The organism is uncultured Sulfitobacter sp., from assembly GCF_964021855.1.
Taxonomy (GTDB): Bacteria; Pseudomonadota; Alphaproteobacteria; order Rhodobacterales; family Rhodobacteraceae; genus Sulfitobacter.
Genome location: NZ_CAXHZD010000009.1, coordinates 58,978 through 79,860, shown reverse-complemented (window position 1 = coordinate 79,860; position 20,883 = coordinate 58,978). Strand labels below are relative to the sequence as shown.

The 20,883-nt window shown below is 50.7% G+C and carries 16 protein-coding genes and 1 pseudogene; 11 read left to right on the top strand and 6 right to left on the bottom strand.

From position 1 onward, the window contains the following. Nucleotides 1–39: 39 nt before the first annotated feature. The 5 genes and pseudogenes from AADJ11_RS19030 to AADJ11_RS19010 form a co-directional block, all read right to left on the bottom strand. The gene (locus tag AADJ11_RS19030; protein WP_341235984.1) at nucleotides 40–510 is read right to left on the bottom strand and encodes a hypothetical protein; all 471 of its coding nucleotides are present in this window, start codon (nucleotides 508–510) and stop codon (nucleotides 40–42) included. Nucleotides 511–1,509: 999 nt separating this feature from the next. Then, entirely contained in the window at nucleotides 1,510–2,652 is a 1,143-nt protein-coding gene (repC, locus tag AADJ11_RS19025) for a replication initiation protein RepC (RefSeq protein WP_341235983.1), read from the bottom strand. 233 nt (nucleotides 2,653–2,885) lie between these two features. Then, a complete protein-coding gene (gene repB / locus AADJ11_RS19020; protein ID WP_341235982.1) occupies nucleotides 2,886–3,842 on the bottom strand; it encodes a plasmid partitioning protein RepB in 957 nt (318 codons plus the stop codon). A gap of 38 nt (nucleotides 3,843–3,880) precedes the next feature. Beyond that, a complete protein-coding gene (repA, locus tag AADJ11_RS19015; protein WP_341235981.1) occupies nucleotides 3,881–5,089 on the bottom strand; it encodes a plasmid partitioning protein RepA in 1,209 nt (402 codons plus the stop codon). Nucleotides 5,090–5,608: 519 nt separating this feature from the next. Next, nucleotides 5,609–6,741 (bottom strand): annotated as a pseudogene (locus tag AADJ11_RS19010) (tyrosine-type recombinase/integrase). Between the two features lie 126 nt (nucleotides 6,742–6,867). On the opposite strand from AADJ11_RS19010, the gene AADJ11_RS19005 reads away from it, so the two are divergent. The 10 genes from AADJ11_RS19005 (at nucleotide 6,868) to AADJ11_RS18960 (ending at nucleotide 17,761) form a co-directional block, all read left to right on the top strand. Further along, nucleotides 6,868–7,818: a DUF1403 family protein gene (locus AADJ11_RS19005; RefSeq protein WP_341235980.1), complete on the top strand. Its 951-nt coding sequence runs from the start codon at nucleotides 6,868–6,870 to the stop codon at nucleotides 7,816–7,818. Next, on the top strand, nucleotides 7,818–8,405 hold the full coding sequence (locus AADJ11_RS19000; RefSeq protein ID WP_341236005.1) for an SMC-Scp complex subunit ScpB: 588 nt from the start codon (nucleotides 7,818–7,820) through the stop codon (nucleotides 8,403–8,405). Before AADJ11_RS19005 ends, AADJ11_RS19000 begins: the two co-directional genes overlap by 1 nt. A gap of 186 nt (nucleotides 8,406–8,591) precedes the next feature. Beyond that, nucleotides 8,592–9,227: a hypothetical protein gene (locus AADJ11_RS18995; protein WP_341235979.1), complete on the top strand. Its 636-nt coding sequence runs from the start codon at nucleotides 8,592–8,594 to the stop codon at nucleotides 9,225–9,227. After that, nucleotides 9,224–11,167, top strand: a complete 1,944-nt coding sequence (locus AADJ11_RS18990; protein ID WP_341235978.1) for a hypothetical protein — start codon at nucleotides 9,224–9,226, stop codon at nucleotides 11,165–11,167. Before AADJ11_RS18995 ends, AADJ11_RS18990 begins: the two co-directional genes overlap by 4 nt. 46 nt (nucleotides 11,168–11,213) lie before the next feature. After that, complete coding sequence (locus tag AADJ11_RS18985; RefSeq protein WP_341235977.1) at nucleotides 11,214–12,398, top strand: hypothetical protein; 1,185 nt, start codon at nucleotides 11,214–11,216, stop codon at nucleotides 12,396–12,398. A gap of 101 nt (nucleotides 12,399–12,499) precedes the next feature. After that, nucleotides 12,500–13,090 (top strand): hypothetical protein, encoded by a 591-nt coding sequence (locus AADJ11_RS18980; protein WP_341235976.1) that lies wholly within the window; start codon nucleotides 12,500–12,502, stop codon nucleotides 13,088–13,090. A gap of 79 nt (nucleotides 13,091–13,169) precedes the next feature. Next, nucleotides 13,170–13,961, top strand: coding sequence for a type IV toxin-antitoxin system AbiEi family antitoxin (locus AADJ11_RS18975; protein WP_341235975.1), 792 nt, complete (start codon nucleotides 13,170–13,172; stop codon nucleotides 13,959–13,961). Continuing rightward, nucleotides 13,958–14,749, top strand: a complete 792-nt coding sequence (locus tag AADJ11_RS18970; protein WP_341235974.1) for a nucleotidyl transferase AbiEii/AbiGii toxin family protein — start codon at nucleotides 13,958–13,960, stop codon at nucleotides 14,747–14,749. Before AADJ11_RS18975 ends, AADJ11_RS18970 begins: the two co-directional genes overlap by 4 nt. 109 nt (nucleotides 14,750–14,858) lie before the next feature. Then, nucleotides 14,859–16,853, top strand: a complete 1,995-nt coding sequence (locus AADJ11_RS18965; RefSeq protein ID WP_341235973.1) for an ATP-binding protein — start codon at nucleotides 14,859–14,861, stop codon at nucleotides 16,851–16,853. A gap of 149 nt (nucleotides 16,854–17,002) precedes the next feature. Then, on the top strand, nucleotides 17,003–17,761 hold the full coding sequence (locus AADJ11_RS18960; protein WP_341235972.1) for a hypothetical protein: 759 nt from the start codon (nucleotides 17,003–17,005) through the stop codon (nucleotides 17,759–17,761). Between the two features lie 88 nt (nucleotides 17,762–17,849). On the opposite strand, the gene AADJ11_RS18955 is transcribed toward AADJ11_RS18960, so the two are convergent. Then, entirely contained in the window at nucleotides 17,850–19,442 is a 1,593-nt protein-coding gene (locus AADJ11_RS18955; protein ID WP_341235971.1) for an alkaline phosphatase D family protein, read from the bottom strand. Nucleotides 19,443–19,627: 185 nt separating this feature from the next. Here AADJ11_RS18955 and AADJ11_RS18950 point away from each other — a divergent pair, with 185 nt between their 5' ends. After that, nucleotides 19,628–20,878 (top strand): AAA family ATPase, encoded by a 1,251-nt coding sequence (locus AADJ11_RS18950; protein ID WP_341235970.1) that lies wholly within the window; start codon nucleotides 19,628–19,630, stop codon nucleotides 20,876–20,878. Nucleotides 20,879–20,883: the final 5 nt, after the last annotated feature.

The following is a 20,883-nucleotide window of genomic DNA, read 5'->3' as shown; positions in this document are numbered from 1 at the left end:
CTGGCCTCCTTTCGGTTGGGATTGATTTGGAAGGTTGGGTTAGGTCGCGTGATCGATGCGCGGGTCGTTGACGATACGAGCGCCAAGGCGTTCGACAGCGCCGATATATGTCAGGAGCGATACCTGACTGGAGGACGTCCAAGGTTCTGGATCGATCTGGCGGTCCATTATGACCTTGGGCAGGTTTGCGAAGGCGATGATGTCCCGGACGGGACGGCAGTCGATCAGAGGCGTTCCAAGCCGGACAGCTAGGCTGGCGAGAGGGAAGCGTTCAACGGGGGCAAAGAGCGAGACTGTTGTCGGGCCGAGGTGAAGAATGGTCCCTCCCCCACCGCAGCTTACATAGGCATTGGGGTTGTTGATTGCCGCTCGTAGGTAGCCAAGGTCACGTAGGATGGTTTGGCGTTCCAGCCGACGCGCTTCATCAAGGTCACCAGTTCTTCTAAGCGCGCGGTGTCGCCACCACGACCGCGCCTCTGCGCGCAGCACGCGCAATATTTCTGTTTGCATGGGAGGTTCCTTGTCAGGACAGACAGGCCGGAAACCGACCTGGACCCTTCAGGAACACCCCACAAGGCTTCCTTCAGACAGTCCTAAAACAAGAAGGAAACTTTCACTTTTCGGCAGCGCCAGACCTGAACCGAATTGACCTTACCCAAAACAGCAGCGGGGCATTTTCGATGAGATCTTTGACGCGGACATTGAAGCACAGAGCTTCGTAAATTGGTAGAAATCAGTTTAGATTGAATGAGGTTGTCTTAATGAAGGTCAGCGAGGTGATTTTGGCTCTCCCCTAAGGCTAATTTCCATCTATCTCATTGATAAATATATATTTATTAAAATGTGAGCGATCAATTCAAGACATTTTGGACGGAAATAAGGGTGTAGATGTCAACGATCACCATTCGAGAGCATAAATAGAGAACGACATACAATTTTGCAACAAAACCCCTTATCCAGCTTACGGTTGCCCACTTTAGATGATCGACAGCGGTAGCATCAACTGGAAGCTCTTCCTCTTCTCCTTACAACATAATTTGGTGGCACGACGTCACTTTCTGAACTCGGACGTAGATGTTGTCAGGTTAATTCCAGCGACACATGGCATCTTGATGAGGTGGAAACAATCAAGGGCCGTAAGTCCTGGCCATGGCGAGCGTCGAACACCTGTATGACAGACATCTTAACAAACCAGAAGAGTGCAGTCACTTGCCGTTCCGATAAGGAGAACGAGCGATACTGAATTACAAATCAACCGTACGCTTATAGTGTACGTATCAATCCTTTTGTCATTTGAAGTAAATTTTGTGCCCAGCCGGACGGCGTTCACTCTTACTTTTAGATACGATGAACTGGAGGCATTTGACGTTTACTGTATGGCAGTGAAGTTCGTTTGAAGTAAATAAGTCGGGAAACCCGATGTAGAACATGCGCTAACTTCGTCAATCCATTCACGTCTGACCGATGCCTTCCAGTTTTTAGATGTTTACCGCGGTAAACATCTTGGTTTCATAAGGAAGATGGCACCATGGGGTGCGTTAAGAGGCTCCGCAGGTAGCGAGTTGCGCAATACCCTTCGGCTCTGGGGCCTTGGAAGAGTGAACGGAGGTATGCGCCGGGATTCCTTATAGATCCTGACTTTTGTACAATCGCGAGTATCGTTATCGTGAGACTGCTTCTGCCGAGAGCTTGTTCTGCTTGGTTAACTAGGTTGGTGTTAATTCCAATCATTGGTGCTAACCACCGAGAGAATGCGTAAAGGTCTGCCCAGTTTCGTGGCTGTTCTTGAGCAAAGCTTATAGCTTCTGGGCAAGCACGCATCACTTCGTGGCAATCCACGTCGATCGTTGTCTCAGTGATGTCAATTGTTTGCGAAACTTGTTCTGAAATTGCTTGGGCTTTAGGAGGACTGTCCTTCTTTCTTTCATATGTATTATGTTTTGAACTCTGAAGGTGGGGGTCATTTTGACCGTCTGTGGCGGACAAATGTGTAGAATTTGCCATCGCATCAAGGTCGTTGGGCGGTGCTTCATCTTCGTTTACCGCGGTAAACAATTCAATGAGATCTTCCATTTGTTCCGTGGTGGTTGATTTGCGTTTTAACGCGGTACGCAGAATAACGTCCTCCTCAGAATCTATTGGAAAACTCATGCGCAATAGCGAGAGCCGATCTCTTACAACTTTGTGATTTGCTTGGCGCTCTTGTTCAAGTGCAACGCGTTCTTTGAACTCTTGTAGCCGTTCCAAAAGTGGACTGATGTCAAACCCATACGCCGTGATCACATTTCCATCAGTGTCATGGTGGGCGTAGCGCTTTCCATTAGGTGATGATTTACGCCGAATTACCCCACCTTTGACCAAATTGGCTAAGCGTCGGCGAAGAGTTCGAGTATCCATGCCATTTGATTTCAAGGAAAGCGTTTTGTTGCTTGCAAAAACGACAAGGTCTCCGGCGCGGTCTCTTTTTAGCGCTAGCGCAGCGAGGCTACTCAGTACGGTGAAGTCTCGATCACTAAGATTGAGGTTTTTGCGGATGACCTTTAGCAGATCAATCGAGGCCCATAGGGCAGGACGGAGATCCGCGTGGTTTGAACGTGCTTTTGGGCTCTCAGAGATAGCTGAAAGCGGGGGCGAGATTTGAATGAAACTCATATGATGTTCACGAAAGAGCTTAGATTTGCCCGCACTTCATCGGCATCTGGCGCTAAAAATTAAATTTAGGCCAAAAAATATGCGTCAACCGAATCGGTTGTTATTGACACACTGGGCAAGAGCGGGATACATCTAAGGTGCAAAAGATAGATGGGGCTCTCCGAAGAAATTTGGGGGGCTTCTCTTTTTGGTACTCTTTGTTTCGTGCTCCTTTCCTGTTTGATGGTAGTTGTTTACCGATTTTTATCGGCTTGCTCAGATGACCAATCAGCAAAGAGCTTCTTGAACACCTCATCCGCGTGTTGGTTTAGCCATTGTGAAAAGATCACTTGCTTTGGATCCATTCGCACGACGGCACGTCCACGCGACATTGTGATCACCCCGATCTTTTCTCCATCTTTTGTGGAAATAGTTTTAGGGGGTGCTGACGGGGCAGGGCGGGGCTCTGGATTTTGTTTTCGACCGACAATTGCCCTATACCATACTTCAAATCTCCCATTGCTGTCTAAATCGTCTGCAAATGCTGAGGGAAGCGCATCTGCAGCGCTTATATCAAGTTCAGAGAGCAGATCGACGGCCGCATGCCAGCGCCTGCGGCCAATGCTAGGTGCGGCCCCAATCGCGTTGATGACGTCGCGTGGGATTGCCTTTATGACTTTGCGCATCTGAGATGCGTAGCTGCGACTGATGTCCAGAGCGTCCCATATAATGTCGGGGCTATAATTCGCCTCTTCTAGCTCACCAGCAAAGAGCGCCTTTTCAATGAAGGAAGGGTCTTTTCTATGATTGTTTTCATGGCCTTGTGCGAGAATAGCCTCTCTATCGTCGAGAGAGCGCACGAGTGCTTTAGCCGAGATACCAAGCGAACGAATGGCCATAAGTCGGCGTCGGCCATAGACGATTTCAAATTGGCCGCTCAGCTCACTATGTGGACGGACAAGGATGGGAACTTGTTGCCCGTGGGCGGCGATAGATTCCCGCAGGCCCTTCACTTCGGTATCATCAATCAGGAGCCTATCCTGGTGAGAGCTGTCTAAAATTAGATCGGGGCTGATTTCCTGAACAGTGCGAGCGGCAGAGCTGCGAATGTCATTCTCAAGAGCTGCTACTGGACCTCGGGTATGTTGTTTGGGGATCGTCTGAGCAGGAGGAGACAGCGGGGTAGGGGCCTCAGAGCCAAAATCAGCCATAAGTCCTTCAAGGGGGTTCGATCTGGGTTTCCGCGCCATTATTCTCTCCCCCATGCCGCTTTTATGGTGGCATCAAGCTCGGTTGCGACGCCATTAAATGACTCTAGCGCACGATCTAAAGTGCTGCGTGTTATTTCGCCGCGCACCGCTTCATAAAGAGTATTTTGGCGAAGTCCGGCATCAGATACTGCCGTCGACTTGACAAACGTCTCAGTCATAAGCCGGGGGCCAAAATGCATTCGCAAGAACGACGCCATTTGGGATTGAGGTGTGTCGGAGGGTTCATAACGACACAAAACATAGCGCATGAAGTCGTAATTGAGATTCTGACCGCTCTTCTCGACAACTTTCAACAGGGATGTTGCCATCGTGAGATATTGGCTCAATGAGGCCACATCAATCATGTTGGGAATGACCGGAATAAGTATTCCCGTCGATGCCACCAGAGCGGACATTGTTAAGAAACCAAGCTGGGGTGGGCAATCTATCAGCACAACATCGTAGTCATTGGATACCTGATCCAGAGCCGCGCTCAATCTGAGGTAGAATGGAGGTGTGATTCCTTGGCGCATCGCATGAGGTGTTTCTGTCTCATATTCAGATAGGATCAACCCGCCAGGTGCGATATCAAGGTTGTGAAAGTAAGTTTGCTGGATGATGTCACGAATGGGAACCGGCTCATCATATTTTATCGCGTCATAAAGTGTGATGGATTCATCCAGCTCTAACTCTGGACGCAATCCAAACATGCTTGAAAGCGAGGCTTGGGGGTCCAAGTCGCAAACAAGAACGCGATATCCACGCAAGTTGAGTGCTTGAGCGAGATGGGCTGTCGATGTCGTTTTGCCCGAGCCGCCTTTGAAGGTGGTAACAGCTATGACTTGCATATGCTCGTCACCAACACGACCAGGCAGAAAACTCTGTGGGTTTTTGGCGTTTTGAGACAAAGCTACCCGAATATCGTAAAGGTCCTTAGAAGAATATTGTTTGCGGCCGCGCGAGTCAGCATGAACTTGCGGAATCTTCCCGTCAAAGTGCATTTTTCGAAGGTGTGAATTACTTAGTCCAAGCAGCACTGATACTTCCGCGCTGGTAAAAAACCGTAGCTCTTTGCTTTTCTCGGGCGCAAAACTGCTTAGCATATGTTTATCTAGGGACGTACGTAGTTGCCCTTCGTCTTTCAGAAGGTCCTTAAAAACATTCTCCCCTGGGAGCTGTCCGATACTTGGTTCAACAATTTGCGCCATCTGCGATTCCTCAACGTAAACGACAAAATGTCGCCGTAACGCTTTTTGCCTCTTATTGGGCTCCGTCCGTTACGTCCAACCAATGACATCATTGTGCTTCTCATGGCAAGAGTTTTCCACAGTCCAATGGTGTAAGAGGTCATTATGGGTAAATTTAGAGGCCAATTCCGCAAAAACACCATATCTATGGTGAGTATCTATCGATTCGTAGTGTTTACGATCAGAAAACAACAATCGGAATGCGAGTTTGAATTCAGGTGATTCCCACCTGACTTTTGGGTTGTTCAATACCTGTTTTGGGGTTGCGTGAACCGGGGTCTAAACCCAATGGCAAACGATGGGGCCGCTGATGGCGTGATTGTCGAGGCCTTTCGGTGTTTGAGAAACATACATCAGGCGAAGTTGCTTCACCGAGCAGGAATCTGCGTGGAATGGTCGAAAAGGCTGGGCTGGGAGGCTGCATCTCGCAGAGGTTTCTACGGTCGTTTGAGCGGGCAGGCTCCTTGATGGTTCAAGTAATCACAGTCCTGCTGCCTTCGTCAGATTCACACGAAACCGATCCCGCCGACGTTGATATCGGCGGGTCATCTCTGCAGAAGCGTGGCCCAGTTGTTTTTGGACGTAGCGTTCGTCGACTTCGGCGGAGCTGGCGAGGCCCGCCCGCAGGGAATGCCCAGAAAACAGTGCCAAACACTCTGCCTCAGGCAAATCACCACGGATACCTGCATCCAGCACCGTGCGCTTGATCAGTCGGGCAACATGTTTATCTGACAGCCGCGCGCCCGTCGTGCTCAGGTCGCCTCGGGTGACGCGCTGGAACACGGGTCCAAAGCTGACCTTGAAGAAGCGCAGCCATTGCTCCAAAGCCTGGACCGGGCAGCTTTGATCTGATGAGCCGCGACCGATTTCGACTTCGCGCCAGCCGGTCTTGGCATTGAGCGTGAGTAGGGCACCCTTTTCTTCAACCTCGATCCAGCCGCCGCTATCGGGCGTGTCGTCCTTGTGCACATCTAGGCTGACGATTTCAGAACGACGGAGACCTCCTGCGTATCCAATCAGCAGAATGGCCCGATCTCGTAGGTCTCTCAGCCCAAATCCAAGGGTTGCAATCATATCAAGGATGTCTTCGGCAAGGATGGCCTCTTTTTGAACAGGAGGACGGGCGTGCTTGCGTTTGATCCCGGCCAGCACCGTGGCGATGTGACGGTTCTTACGATCGAGGGTGAAGCCACGCTGTGTGTAGTTCCAGCCAAGACCGGAAAGCCGACGCTCTATAGTCGAAACCGAAAGGGGTCGGGACGCCGACTTCGAAGGGGCCTTGCCAGTGGGTGCCGCCAGGTCCGCAAGGTACAACCGATCATCTCGGGCGAGGGGGGCAGGGGGTCTATGCCGCGCGTCCGGCACCAGTGAGAGAAGTGTGCCCAATCCTTCGCGTAGGCTTTTTGGGTGTTCTCAGATGCAGCCTGCTTCGCATAATCGCGGGCAGTCTCAACCAGCCGATCGAGCGTGCCAGACCCAGCAAGGCCTCCGAGGCCCTCGGCAAAGGTGGGAAGGCTTAGAGCCTCACCGGAAGAAGGATGTCTCTCGTCGTCCTCGTTGGGGCAGGGCGCGTTTGCTGGATTTGAGGGCGATTTTTCGGGGGTATCTGACATGGCGCTGAGCGTATTCTTTTATGTCCGATAAGTGAAACTTATTGGACGTAGAAAGAAACGGTAAGGTGGGGCGGTTATTTGCTTATACAGTGGCGTAAAGCGCCGTTGTCAATTAGGCTGATTTGCATGAACCAGCCGCTCAAACATGATCCGGACACGCTGCCCAAGCCCATTCTGCCGTCTTGGCTCTTCGACCAACACACACCAGACTGCCTTGAAGACGCTGCGTTTTCTAGTGGGGCGGCTCTTTCTTTGCTGCATGTGTTGCTCAGCGACCCCAACTGTGCGGTGCCGGTCGATCTATTGCGAAACCGGCTGGCGCTGCGTGCCGCGGTTCATTGCAGCAAGATTGAGGGCAGGGGGGTGACGGAGGCTGAGCTGCGTGATGCCTACCTCCTCACCGTGCCGGGAGATGTGATGGGCCCTGACGGCGATATGTTGGCGTTTTGGCGTGCAGGGACGGCACTCTCGCTTCGCCATGCCGGATGGCGGGATCGACTGCAGGCTTTTCTGCCGGAAGATCTGCAAGAGCACCTTCCGGACTGGAGTGCACGCGCTGAAGATGCGGCAGCCAGTCCCGTTGCCAGAGCCACCTCTGTCCTCACTGACATCGTTCAAGTTTTCCCACGGCAGGAAGCCATCGCTTTACTTTGTGCGGATGCCATTTTGGCCCAGTCACTTGGATGGGATCGACCACTTCCACTTTTTGGACTGTCTGTGAACCGCAAGACCCTGCGTGCGGCCAGCGAGGGGGAGGACGTTGGACCAGCGTATCATAGTGCGGTCGCCCATGCCGCGCAGAATGCTGTGCGATTGGCGCATGACCTGGCAAGGCGTGCGGCACAGCTTCGAGCCATCGCACCGAAGCTACGCTCGAAGGGGTCGGATGAGGCGATCACCCTCTTCCTATCGGAAGACGCCGTCCTGCCCTCGACCATGCTCTCACCCACAATCCGTGGATCGAGCACCGCCATGACATCCCGTTCAGCGCGGCGGCTCTGCGAACGCCTCATCAAGCTTGGCGTTGCCCGGGAGCTGACCGGCCGGGGTATTTTCCGACTTTATGGGGTGTCATGATGACACCCGTCCGTAAACAAGTTCACGACGTGGAGGTGCTGGATCGAGAACTCGACGATCTGCCTGCCGAGCTTCGGTGGCGCGAGTGGATGAACCGTATCGAGGCGGTGATCTTTGCTAGTAGCAAACCGGTGGAACGCGACGCATTACTGCTTGTGGTGGGGAAGGGCGCGAATATTGATCTGTTGATCTCTGACATCAAGGCCGATCTGAAAGCCAAGCCATATGAGATCGTGCCTATGGTAGGGGGTTGGATGTTCCGGACGCTGCCGCAGTACGCCACAGCGATCCGCACGGCAGCCGATGTCGGTGAACAGCAGCACAACTTCTCGGAAGAAGAGATGGGGGTTCTGTGTGCCGTCGCCTACCACCAACCCATCGACAGGGCAGGGCTTGCCGACATTTTTGGCAAAGAGATCAACCGTGATCTTCTGGGTCGCCTGCGCTACAAGGGCCTGATTAGCAATGGCCCGAAAAGTCCGAAGCCTGGCGCGCCGCATACCTTTGTGACGACACTGGAGTTTTTGACGACGTTTGATTTGCAGAGTTTAAGGGATTTGCCGGAGCTTGAAGAAAACCTCCCATGACATCTGTCTTTCGCTGCTTCCTCGTGCCGACATGAGAAATACATCTGTTTGCCAAGAAGGAAGACGGATTCACAATCGATGTTACACGTGCAATAGTTGTATGACTTTAGAATGATATATTTTGCAGTTGCGCCGAATCGTGAATGTTAGCGAATTGCTGCTTCAGACATTGGCAGAGGGACAGAGTTGCATATTCAGGGAAAGCGAGACGCAGTCCGCATACTTTTTGTCATTGCGAAGGCAGGCGAACCGGTCAAAAAGGCCGCTCCAGACGATACGTGCCTAGTTGTGCACGCCGAGAAGCGATTACAGGCCCTCGACTTTTGGATGCGCAACCCGGACTACCTTGCATCGGAAATCTTGAATCAATATGATGCCGACCCGTCCCAAAAGAACTTGCTCAAGATGGCGGAAAAAGTAATGGCCGGTGACGAACCGGATATCCGCCGACTTGCCATGCAACGCTTCTTGTTCGGAGCTTGGGAGGCGCTTGATGATGCCATTGCGACCTTGTCTCTTCCCGGTCTGGTGAAGATGCAAAGAACATTCTCCCCCGATGGATCAAAGATCACAAAGACCAGTTATTATCTGACAAACGAAGGTTCAACCAAAGCGTCCGAACTTGAAAAGGTGGACCCATTGGACTGGTACGCTCAACGCGCAGCAGTTGTCGCTCAAGTGGCCGGCAACCGAACCGGTAGTCAGCTAAAATCTCTACAATACAAGATAGCAGAATATAACGACGCAAGGCATGGCAACATAATCGCATCCATCCGCGAAGAAGTTGAAGACCGCCTTTCCAAACTGAAGGCGATGACATGACTGAAACGAAGATGAAAGAGCTGCCGTTTCCCAAAGCCATCGCAAACAAAACGGAGCGGACAGTCAAAGAGGTGAATGCCATTCTGTCGCGCTATTCGATTGAGCCGTCGGGGACTGCACCATCAGCTAGACCATTGCGTGTAGTTCGCATTGCATTTTCAGGGAAGAAATTAGTTGATGAGAAGACCGTGCCGTTCGAATTCGAATGGGATGTCGATGGTGACGGCGTTTGGGGCATTTTAGCCGAGGAAAATTTGGTCGGCAAATCATCCATCCTCCAAGTAGTGCTTTGGGCTTTGCGTGGCAGCTTCAAGAGTCTGACTGCAACCGTGAGGAACTGGATTGAACATGTCGATGTCACCTTCCGGGTTGATGGTCGCTACCTGCGCGTTGAATTTGACATTGAAGACGACGATCCGATTGGACATGTCAGTTTCGGGAGTTCGGCCGAAACAGCCACAGTGCGTGAATTCGATGGTGCAGATGAATTCCAAGCCGTGATGCAGGAAATTATGCTTTCTGCTTTGGGACTTGAACCCATTCCTGCGAGCCTAAAAACTTCCACAGGCCGCGTTGTCGCATATGATGATGGCTGGGCCGCATACACTGGTGCATTTCTGACTGATGCGGATAGCAATGACATTATTGGCGAGCGGTTTGGCAACGACCTCATTCAACGGCTCCTTCAAGTATATATTGGAATTCCATGGGTAAGAACCTTTTTTCAAGCCCGCCGACATACACGTTTACTGGAACAAGACAGTGCTGCTCGTAGGCGGAAGCTGAATGGACTCGGTGGTAAGTCGTTGGATGACTTGGAACAAGATTTGTCTGAAGTTGTCGAGAAGCTTAAAGATGAAGGCGCGAGCAACCTGGCCTCGCAACAATTAAATGCAGCTCGTGCTGAACGAGATAACTTAACAACCCGCATTCAGGCTTTGTCGAATTCTTTGACTGGCGCCAAAGATACGGCAGGCACCTGCAGACAATCCCGTATTGATGCGGAGCAAGCCGCTAATGCATTAGCCGAGGAAACCGCGGCTTCACATTTTTTTGGACTGCTGAAGCCACACTCTTGTCCGCGCTGCAGCGCTAAGATTGAGGCAAGTCGTCTGAAGAAGGAACAGGATACAAGCGAATGTTCTGTGTGCACAGAGACCTTGGTGCAAGTCGACCCTAAGGAAATAGCTGCCGAGCAGGCACAGGCCGCCGAACGCTTGAAAGAGGCTAAGAAAACCGAGCGTGACGCCGAGCGGTTTGTGAAAAAGCTGGAGAGACAAATCTCAACCGGTCGTGATGATCTTGAAACGGTTGGTCAGACACTCAATCGGCTTGCTGCTGCTGGCACTGCGGCGGACGCTGGCATCTTGCAGTCTGAAAAAGATCGCCTTCAAGGCATGATTGAAGCGGCCACTGCTATTCTTGAAGCTGAGGATGATTCAGCAGACGATCTTCTGATTGTACGTGCCGCACAGGATGAAGCTGAGCTACGCGTGAAACAGGCATCTACGACTGTGATGGGAGAAATTTCGCAAGAGGTGACACGCCTTTCGAGAGCGCTCGGTATTCGCGATGTTGAATCAGTCACGCTTAAGCGAAACGCGCATGTCGAAGTAGTTAAGGGCGGAAGCACTTCCAAATGGAAAGATCTGTCTCCGGGCGAAAAGCTCCGTCTTCGTATAGCAACTGTGATTGCATTGTCGCGTGGTGCCAAATCGCTCGGTATGGGTCGGCATCCAGGACTTCTGCTGATTGATTCTCCCGGACGCGAAGAAATGCAGCCTGAGCATGTACACGAGATTATTTCTGAGCTCGTGAAGCTCACTCAGGATTACCCCGACTATCAAATGTTTATATCAATGACGGGTGTTCCCGCGGATCTTCATGGCGTTGGAGCAGATCGTATACGGCATGCCAAGAAAGGTGAGTTCTTGTGGTGACGGCTGCTGCTGAACTAACACGGTACTTGAGATCGGGCTCATGCCCATGATTGGGCTCGATGAAGCTATTGTCGAACTCGAGTCTTCCGGGCAGGTGGTGACGATCGCTGCACTTGGCGGGTTAGATCGCGTGCTTGAGACAGATTTCCACACATCGCCAGCCTTTGGCATAGTCTCCTCTGCATTGACCAATGACTGGGATAACATTGATGACATTGACCCTGTTCTGGCGCGCCTTTCTGATGGTCTGACCTGCAACAATGACCGCTTGGCCTTGCGAGAAAGCATTCACGCGCTTCAAACTTTGCCACCGGATACGTTTCGCTCATTTGTTCTTGCGCTAGAAAAGCGGACGCGGAATGAGATGGAGCATCCCCTCCTACAGGCTGAGGCCTCCGCCGGCATTGTACGATTTGCGCTAGCCGACAATCGCTGGAGTAGTATTGCTTGCGCGGCGTTACAGGCCTATCAGCCTGGCCGGGATGCATTGGCAGACCCAATGTATTGTCGTTTGGCATCAGTGGCGCACGACTTCTTTGATTTTAGCGGGGCGGTACATCTTCTTGAAGAATATGCGCTGCTTCAAACGACAGGCGCCCAAGCCAAACTTGAACGCGGCCTTGTGGAAGTCTCACTGGCTCTTTCGTGTGAATCTACATCAGATATCGAAACTAGATTGGTCGAGGCGGAAAGGTGGCTTTCTGCAGCGGTGGAAGCTGATGACGAACGGCGTGACACACGGAGTTATCATTTACTGATCAAATCTGTCCTTGGTGTTCAGACTGATGAGCAAACTGATCTCGATCAGTTGGTCGAGGAATTGCGTTCCGAAGCGTTTGTCAGTGATCTTTGGGACCGGCCTGCACCTGGAATGGAATGGCTTGCAGCTCCGTCTTATTCCCTATCGGCATGGGTTCCCGTCGTTGAAAGTTTGTCGACTATTGCAAATCAGCTTAGCAAGCCAAGCTGGCTAGATGCTTCAGCTATTCTTGAGCATGTATATCATCTTTATAGTGTGAACCGATCAGTGCGACCCGGTTCTCCGAATCTGGGGTCATACTTTAGGCCGATCATTGAGGCTGCTTTTGTCCGTGAACGCGGTTTAGCCGCTCACTTACAACATTGGTTGGAAGCGTCGCCGGAGAACCATTTGCACCGAGCAGATGCAGAACATCTGACGGTAAATATCGCTGAATATGCTGAGAACCGCGGCCCGCCAAAAAAGCTCTAGGGGGTGGGTCTAGCGGCCCGATATCCACCCCGATACCGCTGCTTGAGGGACTTTCAGCTGACGGCAGTGCTCTGGTTGTATCGACTGGCCAAGCGTTTTGGATGCGTACGGACATAACGAATGTTCAACAGAGGTTGTTTGACAAGATTGTCGGTGAGCTTGACGGAGCATTTGATTATGATGACCAAGTGAAGGCGCATTTTGATCATCTGATCATTCTTCTCATCAAATTCCTGGCCGACAGAATTGACGGAGAAAGTAAACGATTTTCATATCTTAAACGGTTTTCAAGCAAGTCTGCCGCGCCAAAAGAAAGCGCTCTTCAGGAAGATCTACACAATTATTTGCTGTCAAACATAGCTGCCGACGTGGAGAAAACCGATATCAGTTCGGGCCGCGCTGATATATACATTCCACGCGCAGGTTTTAGGTTGGTCATCGAACTTAAACGCGCGTTCAAATGGACCGATGACGAACTAAAGCCGTATCTCACTCAAACTGTCGCATACAGCCAAACAGACATCCGCCTGGGTGTTCTCGGGGTACTCGATCTTTCTGATCGTCCACCTGGAGTGCCGCATATCGACAGTTGCTTCGAAGTCGTCAAACGCAAGGTCGATGGTGAAGTTGACCGAACCGCTTTGATAGTGCGCGTACCAGGCAACGTTCGCACGCCGTCTAACTCTAAGTAAGTTTGCAATTGGTCGATTTCTTCCGGTGACACTTCCCCCACATAACGAAAAGTGTTAGTTAGCGCGTGTGATGCCGGAAATGAAATATACCAGAGCCAAGGATTACATCGACGCGCTCGCCTCGCGCGGGCGGTATAATTTTGATGCAGACGAGATCACCCACGCCTTAGGTGCATCGAAACCCGCAACGCATAATGCTCTTGCGCGGTTGGCCAAGCAGGGCCTAATCGCTTCACCCGCGAAGGGCTTTTATGTGATCGTGCCACCCGAGTACAGATCTTTAGGTTGCCTCCCGGCAGAACAGTTTATTCCGGCACTTTTTGATCGTAAGGGTGACGCCTACTATGCAGGTCTCCTGACAGCCGCACAATATTACGGCGCTGCACACCAACGACCCCAGACCTTTCAGGTTTTCGTGGCGCACTCGCGCAAGGATATTCGATGCGGCAGCGTCAAAGTCTCTTTCATCGCAAACAGGCGTATCGCATCGGTGCCGGTGCGCCAGTTCAACACACCGCGAGGCACGCTGAAGGTCTCAACACCCGAAGCGACCGCAATTGATCTTGTTGGATACACCGATAGGGCCGGAGGTCTGGACATGGTTGCGACGGTCCTAGCGGATCTTGCTGAAGACATAGACCGGGACCAACTAGCGCGCTTGGCAATAGATGCGCCGACAGTCTGGATTCAAAGGCTCGGCTATCTGTTCGATCATGTGGATCAACACCAAGTCTCTCAGACGTTGCTCCCACTTGTGGCGGCGAAAGCGCGCGATTACGCGCCCCTCGCGCCTGATCGCTCACATGACAACGTCCCAAAAGATGAACGCTGGAAAATCCATATCAACGCATCGGTGGAGATAGATTTGTGATTCCGCGTGATTTCATCACCGAATGGCGATCCGAAGCCCCTTGGATTGATGATCGCCAGGTCGAGCAGGACCTCGTAATAAGTCGCGCCCTCGTCGACATCTTTTCGGATGACCTGCTCAAGAAGCAACTTGCTTTTCGCGGTGGAACTGCACTCTACAAGCTCTTCCTAAAGCCCGCGGCCCGGTATTCAGAAGACATTGATCTGGTTCAAATTGAAGCTGGAGCCGCTGGGGACTTGATGGACCGGCTTCACTCAGTGCTGGACCCCTGGTTGGGAAAACCGCGATACAAGCAAACCGAGGGCCGTGTCACCTTTGCCTATCGGTTTGCATCCGAAGAGACACCGCCCATTCCGCTCAAACTGAAGGTCGAAATCAATACCCGGGAACATTTCTCAATCTTTGGAACAAAGTTGATCCCATTTGAAGTAAGATCACGTTGGTTCGAAGGCCGGTGCGACATAGCTAGTTACGGACTGAACGAGCTGCTTGGGACAAAGTTGCGCGCGCTGTATCAGCGGAAGAAGGGCCGCGATCTCTTCGACCTCGATGTCGCGCTTCAACACCCGGATGCAAACCCTCAAGAAATACTCAAGGCTTTCAACGCCTATATGGACTATGGCGGGCACTGTGCTACGCGAACACAGATTGAAGAAAACATAGCTGATAAACTGGACGATCCGTCGTTTACCGCTGACATATCACCCCTTCTACGCACTGATTTCGAATGGGACATGCAAGGAATGGCGCGGCGCGTTACGACAAATCTGTTAGCACAGATGGAGTAATTGCCGAAACGTTGCTTTCTGGTCTGCTGAATGATCTCAATACAAAGCCTTTGGACTAGACTAGTTCCATGAAACGTCGGACAGTTGTAGAAATATTGTGGAGCCGATTTTGGAAGACTTAGCCCATGGAACGACTGCGGCAGATGCGCTTATCAAGCCTGACATGCAGGCAGTTCTTGAGAGAACAAACCTATCTGTCAACATTCACGGGTTCCTTCTTCCAGTTTTCGAGGCGCTTTCAAACTCATTAGATGGCATTGAACATCGGTTCGGCGAACAGGCTTCCCGAAAGGGCAAGATCGCCATCAAGTTCCAAAACCTGAATGATCCTAGTAAGATTATTATTAGCGTCACCGATAATGGCAGTGGCCTGAATGACGAGAACTACAAATCCTTTAGAACGCCGTTCAGTGGGTACAAGTTGCGGAAGCGCGGTCGCGGCTTTGGGCGTTTTATCGCTTTCAAGGTGTTCTCGCGCATCCACTATTCGACGAGATATGAGTCCGCCCTGGTTGAAGCAAGCAAGACCTTCCGGTTCGACATTTCCCGCGAAGAGGAAATCATCTTCTTTGACGGCGAACCCGACTTCCAAGACTTGGGTCTTTGTGTTGAATTCGATGAGCCCTTAGAGGGTTGGGCACCACTCGTTGGCGCTCTTTCTAAGCAAAACGTCAAGGACGAGTTTGGGGCACATTTCTTGCCGCAATTTCTCTATCGTGGCCTGCCTGACATATCTCTTCAATTTGACAGTGATGAGCCAGAGAACATCACGGCTTACTTTAAGAATTTGTTTGTAGAACACGACGCTGGCGAAATTGAAGCAGCCATTGATGGGAGCAAGCACACCCTTCGTTACGCACTTACAAAGATACCAAAGACCCCGCAGTTCAAGAACCACTGCCTGTTGTTCTCTGCTGCTGAAAGGATTGTCGGCCACCCGCGCGACCTTTCGAATAAACTTGGTGCAACGCATTATATTGATAAACAAGACAAGAAATATATCATCGTTGCTATTGTGCGCGGCGACGTCTTCGAGACTCGCCTGAACGACTCACGCACCAGCCTAGATCTACCGCCAAAGACCATCGAAGAAATTGTCGGAGCGATATGTGACAAGATTCAAGTTCGAGAAGCTGATCAAGTACAGAAAATCAAGACTGGGCAAACCGAGCGTTTGAACCTCGCACTACACGAAAATCCCATCCTTCGGCTTGGGCTGCGTGGGCAATCACTCAGTGAATACGTCGCACGCAAGCCAAACAACTGGGGGCCAGAGGAATTTGTTCAAGATCTTGCTCTTTCCCGCTATCGAAACACGGGCGATCTATTGCGACAGATAACTGAGGCTGCAAGTAACCCACAATCATATGTCGAAAAAATTCAAGAATTAGCGAGCCGGATCGATGCAGGTAAAAAGGAAGCGCTTGCTGAATATGTCATTCACCGTAAGAGCATTATCGAACTAATTGATGCTGCTCGAAAATTTGACGACAAAGACAAACGGGGCTCCGAAGATGAGGTCCATTCTTTGATCTTCCGCCGCTTTAGTGACAGCGTGGATATAGAATACTTCCAGCACAACCTCTGGCTTATTGACGATGCGCTTGCCTTCTTGCCTTATGTGTCAAGCGACCGCACGATGCATGGTGGTGGGCGCAAGAAGGGTGACAAGGTCACAGACTTATTATTCTATGACGATACGATGGTGCTTGGCGACGAAGATGGGTCAACACTGACAATTGTTGAGTTCAAGAAACCTAGCCGTAATGACTATCGGTTCGGACCTGCAAAAACTGATCCCGTCACTCAGGTGATTGACACACTCGAAAAAGCCGTTGCAGCAGGCGGTATTACCCGAACAGATGGTCAACACATGTCATTCAGGAATGTTTCCCGACGGACAGCCTACATCGTAGCTGATTTGACACCGACCCTAATCAAAGTTCTTGAGCGGCACGATTTCCGCAATCCTCACGACCCAAAAATTTGGACAAAGTACTTTGGGAACGGTGAAATTTTCATCCAAGCATTTGGATATGATACGTTGGTCTCGATGGCCAAGAAGCGAAACCAAGCGTTCAGCAAGGTCTTGTTGGATGATTGATTTTTTATACCCTACTCACAACTGAGCGTCGCCTTTTGAATTGGTCCGCGCTTACTATTTGGAAAGCGGAGAACCAACGGTGACCAACCAGAGATCCAAGCCAATCGTTAGCGCGATTCAGATTTCATGCAATTTGATTGGAGAGTCTAATGTTTGACCCCGAGAATTCAGATCATGCTGTATCTTTCGCCGGCGAGTTCCTTGAGAAATATACTGGGGTTGGCTTTGGTGCGCTCTCAAAGAGGGAGGTCGACCTACTACTGATCCAATTGCTTCAAAAGCACCTACCAGGGTTTCAAGACAAGTCAGACTTTGACGCTGCGCTTACCCTGCGAACGACAAAGCGAAAGATTCGTGGATTACGAGACGAAGTTTCCTTCCGTGAAGCTAGGAGCGAAAATTACCTGAACATAAATCTCCGTAGCGAACTTAAGCGCGCGGAAGTACTTCCTAGTGAACATGGGACAGTCAAAATTCAGCTCGATGATGCGGTGTTGCGGGGATATGCTGAAAAGATTGTCCGCTCAGAGTTTGGAATCGTTGATAGCTCTTTCAACTCAGCTATTCTCCAGCTTTCTGGCGAGAAATATCTCCTGCTTTGCTTGACTGTTCTTACGCCTGACGAACTTGAACAGGCAGAGCGGGCACTTAGGGAATTTCAGGCGGCTCAAGATCGAGAAGTCGTCCAGGAGGGAAGTCTGTTTTCTCAACTAAGGCGAGCTTTTGTGGTGGGTGCGGGCGAACAAGCTGGGAAACTTTGTGTTTCTGGCGCTATGGCGTTGGTGACAGGTGGTGCAAGCATTTTTCTGGAAAGTGCAGAACCACTGACAGATGCAGGGAGAGGGATCGGCGGGGCCCTTCAGCAGGCCTGGAATTATTTCACACAAGAAGCGGACGCTGGAGAATAGCAGAGACTTTTGTGGTTCACCTAAAATAGTGTCGAGACGGCCCTTATTGCGGTTTGCACCTGACGTCAGTGCGGTCGCTGTCGGACTATTACCTATCCGGATTGAACAAGCGTGGCTGATCCCAGCTATATTTTTCTTGGTCATGCTCAAGCGTAAGGTAGAACATGATGCCTTTGCCTTCGGCCTTGTATAGAAACCCGAAATTTCGCTCATAGATGTTGGCGGGCGCATTTTCCCCGACACCAAACCTGTCTACGCGCACTCGATAGCCGGGGATATCGGTCACATCTTCGGAGACCCAATGAACTATTTTTTGCTGAACTTTTCCGACAGGGTGATACACGATTGGTGATGCGATCAATTGATTTAGGTGACGTTTTTCGGTACCTCGAACTCTCTCCACGCGCCCTGCGCCTGCAGAATGCACGTCACCGGAAACAATGTGGATGAACTTTGGTTCGTGGGTGTCACCAAAGCTAAAAAGCAAATCGATGAGGCGTTTTTGTTCGTCTTCATGTAGGTGATGATCCCAATGATCTAAGGCGTCATCATCATAGCTTTTGACGAAATTGTTTTTGAAGGCCCACCCTATGCGCCCTAGCAAACCTTCGGCGCGCTTTTTGTAGTTGAGGTGTGCAACAGGAACTGGGATTCCGAAGATGAAGGTTCGTTGTTTGGCAAGTTCACCGTGTGCGTGGTCAAAAACCGAGCCATCCTTGATGTCCTCCAGTTCCTTGTACTGCAAATCGGACATGATTTGATCACGTGTGCGAAGTGATCTGTTGTCTAGGATCAGCATTTCAAAATTGCGGAACGGGACTCTCTGGGAATAGTGATCATTGGATATGAGCGCGGAATTGGACCTCGTTCGTATCTGCAAAAGTTCAAAATATCGTTTGGCGACGGTGTAGATTTCCTGGAAGATCTCACAGTTTTGAAGGCCTTTCGGATATGATCCCCAGCCATCAAAAATGTCATGGTCGTCCCACATCATGACCGAAGGTATGGATGCAAGTACTTTGGCAATTGCAGGCTGGGTCCAACACCCAATGTAGAGTTCTTCGTAAAATGCTTCGAGTTGTGCAACGAAATCGCCTTTTTCAGACGGGCTGATTTTATGGGCGGACATTTTCAGAGTGCTGTTCCGGCCATTGAGACCATGTTTCGCAAAGTATGGGACCCTATCCCAGATGGGATCGGCATAGACTTGGTCGCCACACAGCAGCAAACAATGAAATGAATATGCTAAGTCTTCTTGGTGATGGGCTTGGAACAGTTTTTCCCACATGATAAATTCAGACGAGTGCATTTCAGACGGCATCAATTTGTGATCGCCGTTACAGGATGCAAATCCTACCTTTGGAATGATCTCTTGTCCGGGCACGACGAAAGTCCAACTGGAGTCGCCTGAGGCGCATTCCATGGCCAAGTTGGAAAGCTCGATAACGTAGGTTACGTTTTCGGTCTCAGCAGACGGGTCAATCTCAAACTCAAAGCGGAAGAGGGTGTTCTGAAACGTGTTTTCCATTGTTGTCGGTGGCATTCGTGTTGTGTCGCCCCGCGCAGATAAGACCAGCTCGACTAGGCTTCCGTTCGCGGTATCGACCCCATTTGGCAGCAATAAAACGACGGTGTATTTGTAGTCTTGTTCGATGCCTAAAATGGGCCCTAGCGTGATCATTTTGGATTTCCTTGGAGTTAAATGTGTTGCGAGATGGGCCACATGGGCGCGCGGTGCCCTAACAAGATCTATACCATGTCCGCTGATAATGAATTGATCTTAAAGTTTGAGCCTATGCCTCATTTCAACTAGAGTGAAGTAGCCGAGCAGTTTTGCTTGGTTCCTTTGCCGGAAAGCAGAATGCTATGTTTTTCACTTCTATAAGACTCTCCAACATCCGTTGCTTCAAGGATGTTTTTGTCGATTTTGACCTGCCGGGTGGAAACAACCGAAAGTGGACGATATTTACTGGCGAGAACGGTAGCGGTAAGTCGACCATTCTGAAATCTATTGGACTGGTTATGGCCGGCTCAGATGCTTTGCCTGAATTGATTGGTAACCCAGACGACTGGATTTCGATCGGAGTTGAGCAAGGCGAGATCATCGCGGAAATAGAAACGGCGAACGGCAAAAAACGCAAAATCAGTCTGTTGATAAAGCGGGGCGAGGGGATGACAAAGTTCATTAAGCGCTCATCCGAAACTCTGTCACTGTTGAACGATGCATTAGAGCACACGACCCGGAGTTACCTCACGATCGGCTTTGGTGCGTCTCGTCGTCTATCCGAGCCAGGGCTGTCCGACAGAGGGCATTCTGGGCGTACTCATCCGCGTGCACGCAGTATGCTTTCGCTCTTTGATCCTTCTGCGACGCTGAACCCGTTGGAGAGTTGGGCTATGCAGCTTGACTATTCTACAGATGGAAGCGGGCTTGATGTCATCCGCGCTGTGCTGTCTGATTTCTTACCGGAAATGAAGTTTTCCCACATTGATAAGCAGAAAGAAGCGCTTATTTTTGAGACCGAAGATGGCAAAGTGCCGCTTCGATCGCTAAGCGATGGCTATCAAAGCGTGGCGGCATGGGTCGGAGATCTACTCTATCAGATCACGAATACCTTTGGTGATTATAAAGATCCGTTGAGCGCCCGTGGTCTTTTGATCATTGATGAAGTTGACCTGCATCTGCATCCCAAATGGCAACGCAGGCTTCTTGATTTCCTCGAAGACCGACTTCCGAAGATGCAGTTAATCGTCACGACCCATTCGGTCGTGACGGCACAACAAGCGCCATTTGGCGCGTTGCATTATTGTGTAAGGCGCGATGGAAACCCAGTCGTTGAGCTCTTTGATATCGACCCCGGTAACTTGCTCTTAAACCAACTGATTGCGACTGAGGCTTTTGGTCAGATGAGCGACGAGTCTGTGCAAGTAGAATTAGCAAAGAACGAGTATAGGGAGATACAACGCAAAGAAGACAAAACCATTGCCGATGAAGAACGCTTGAAAGCGTTGTCTGAGGTATTGGGTGCACGGCCGCCGGATGAGGATGCCGCAGTGTCTCTTAACGCGGAACAACAAATTATTATGAAGAAGATTTTGGCCTCTCAACGCGAATAAAATAC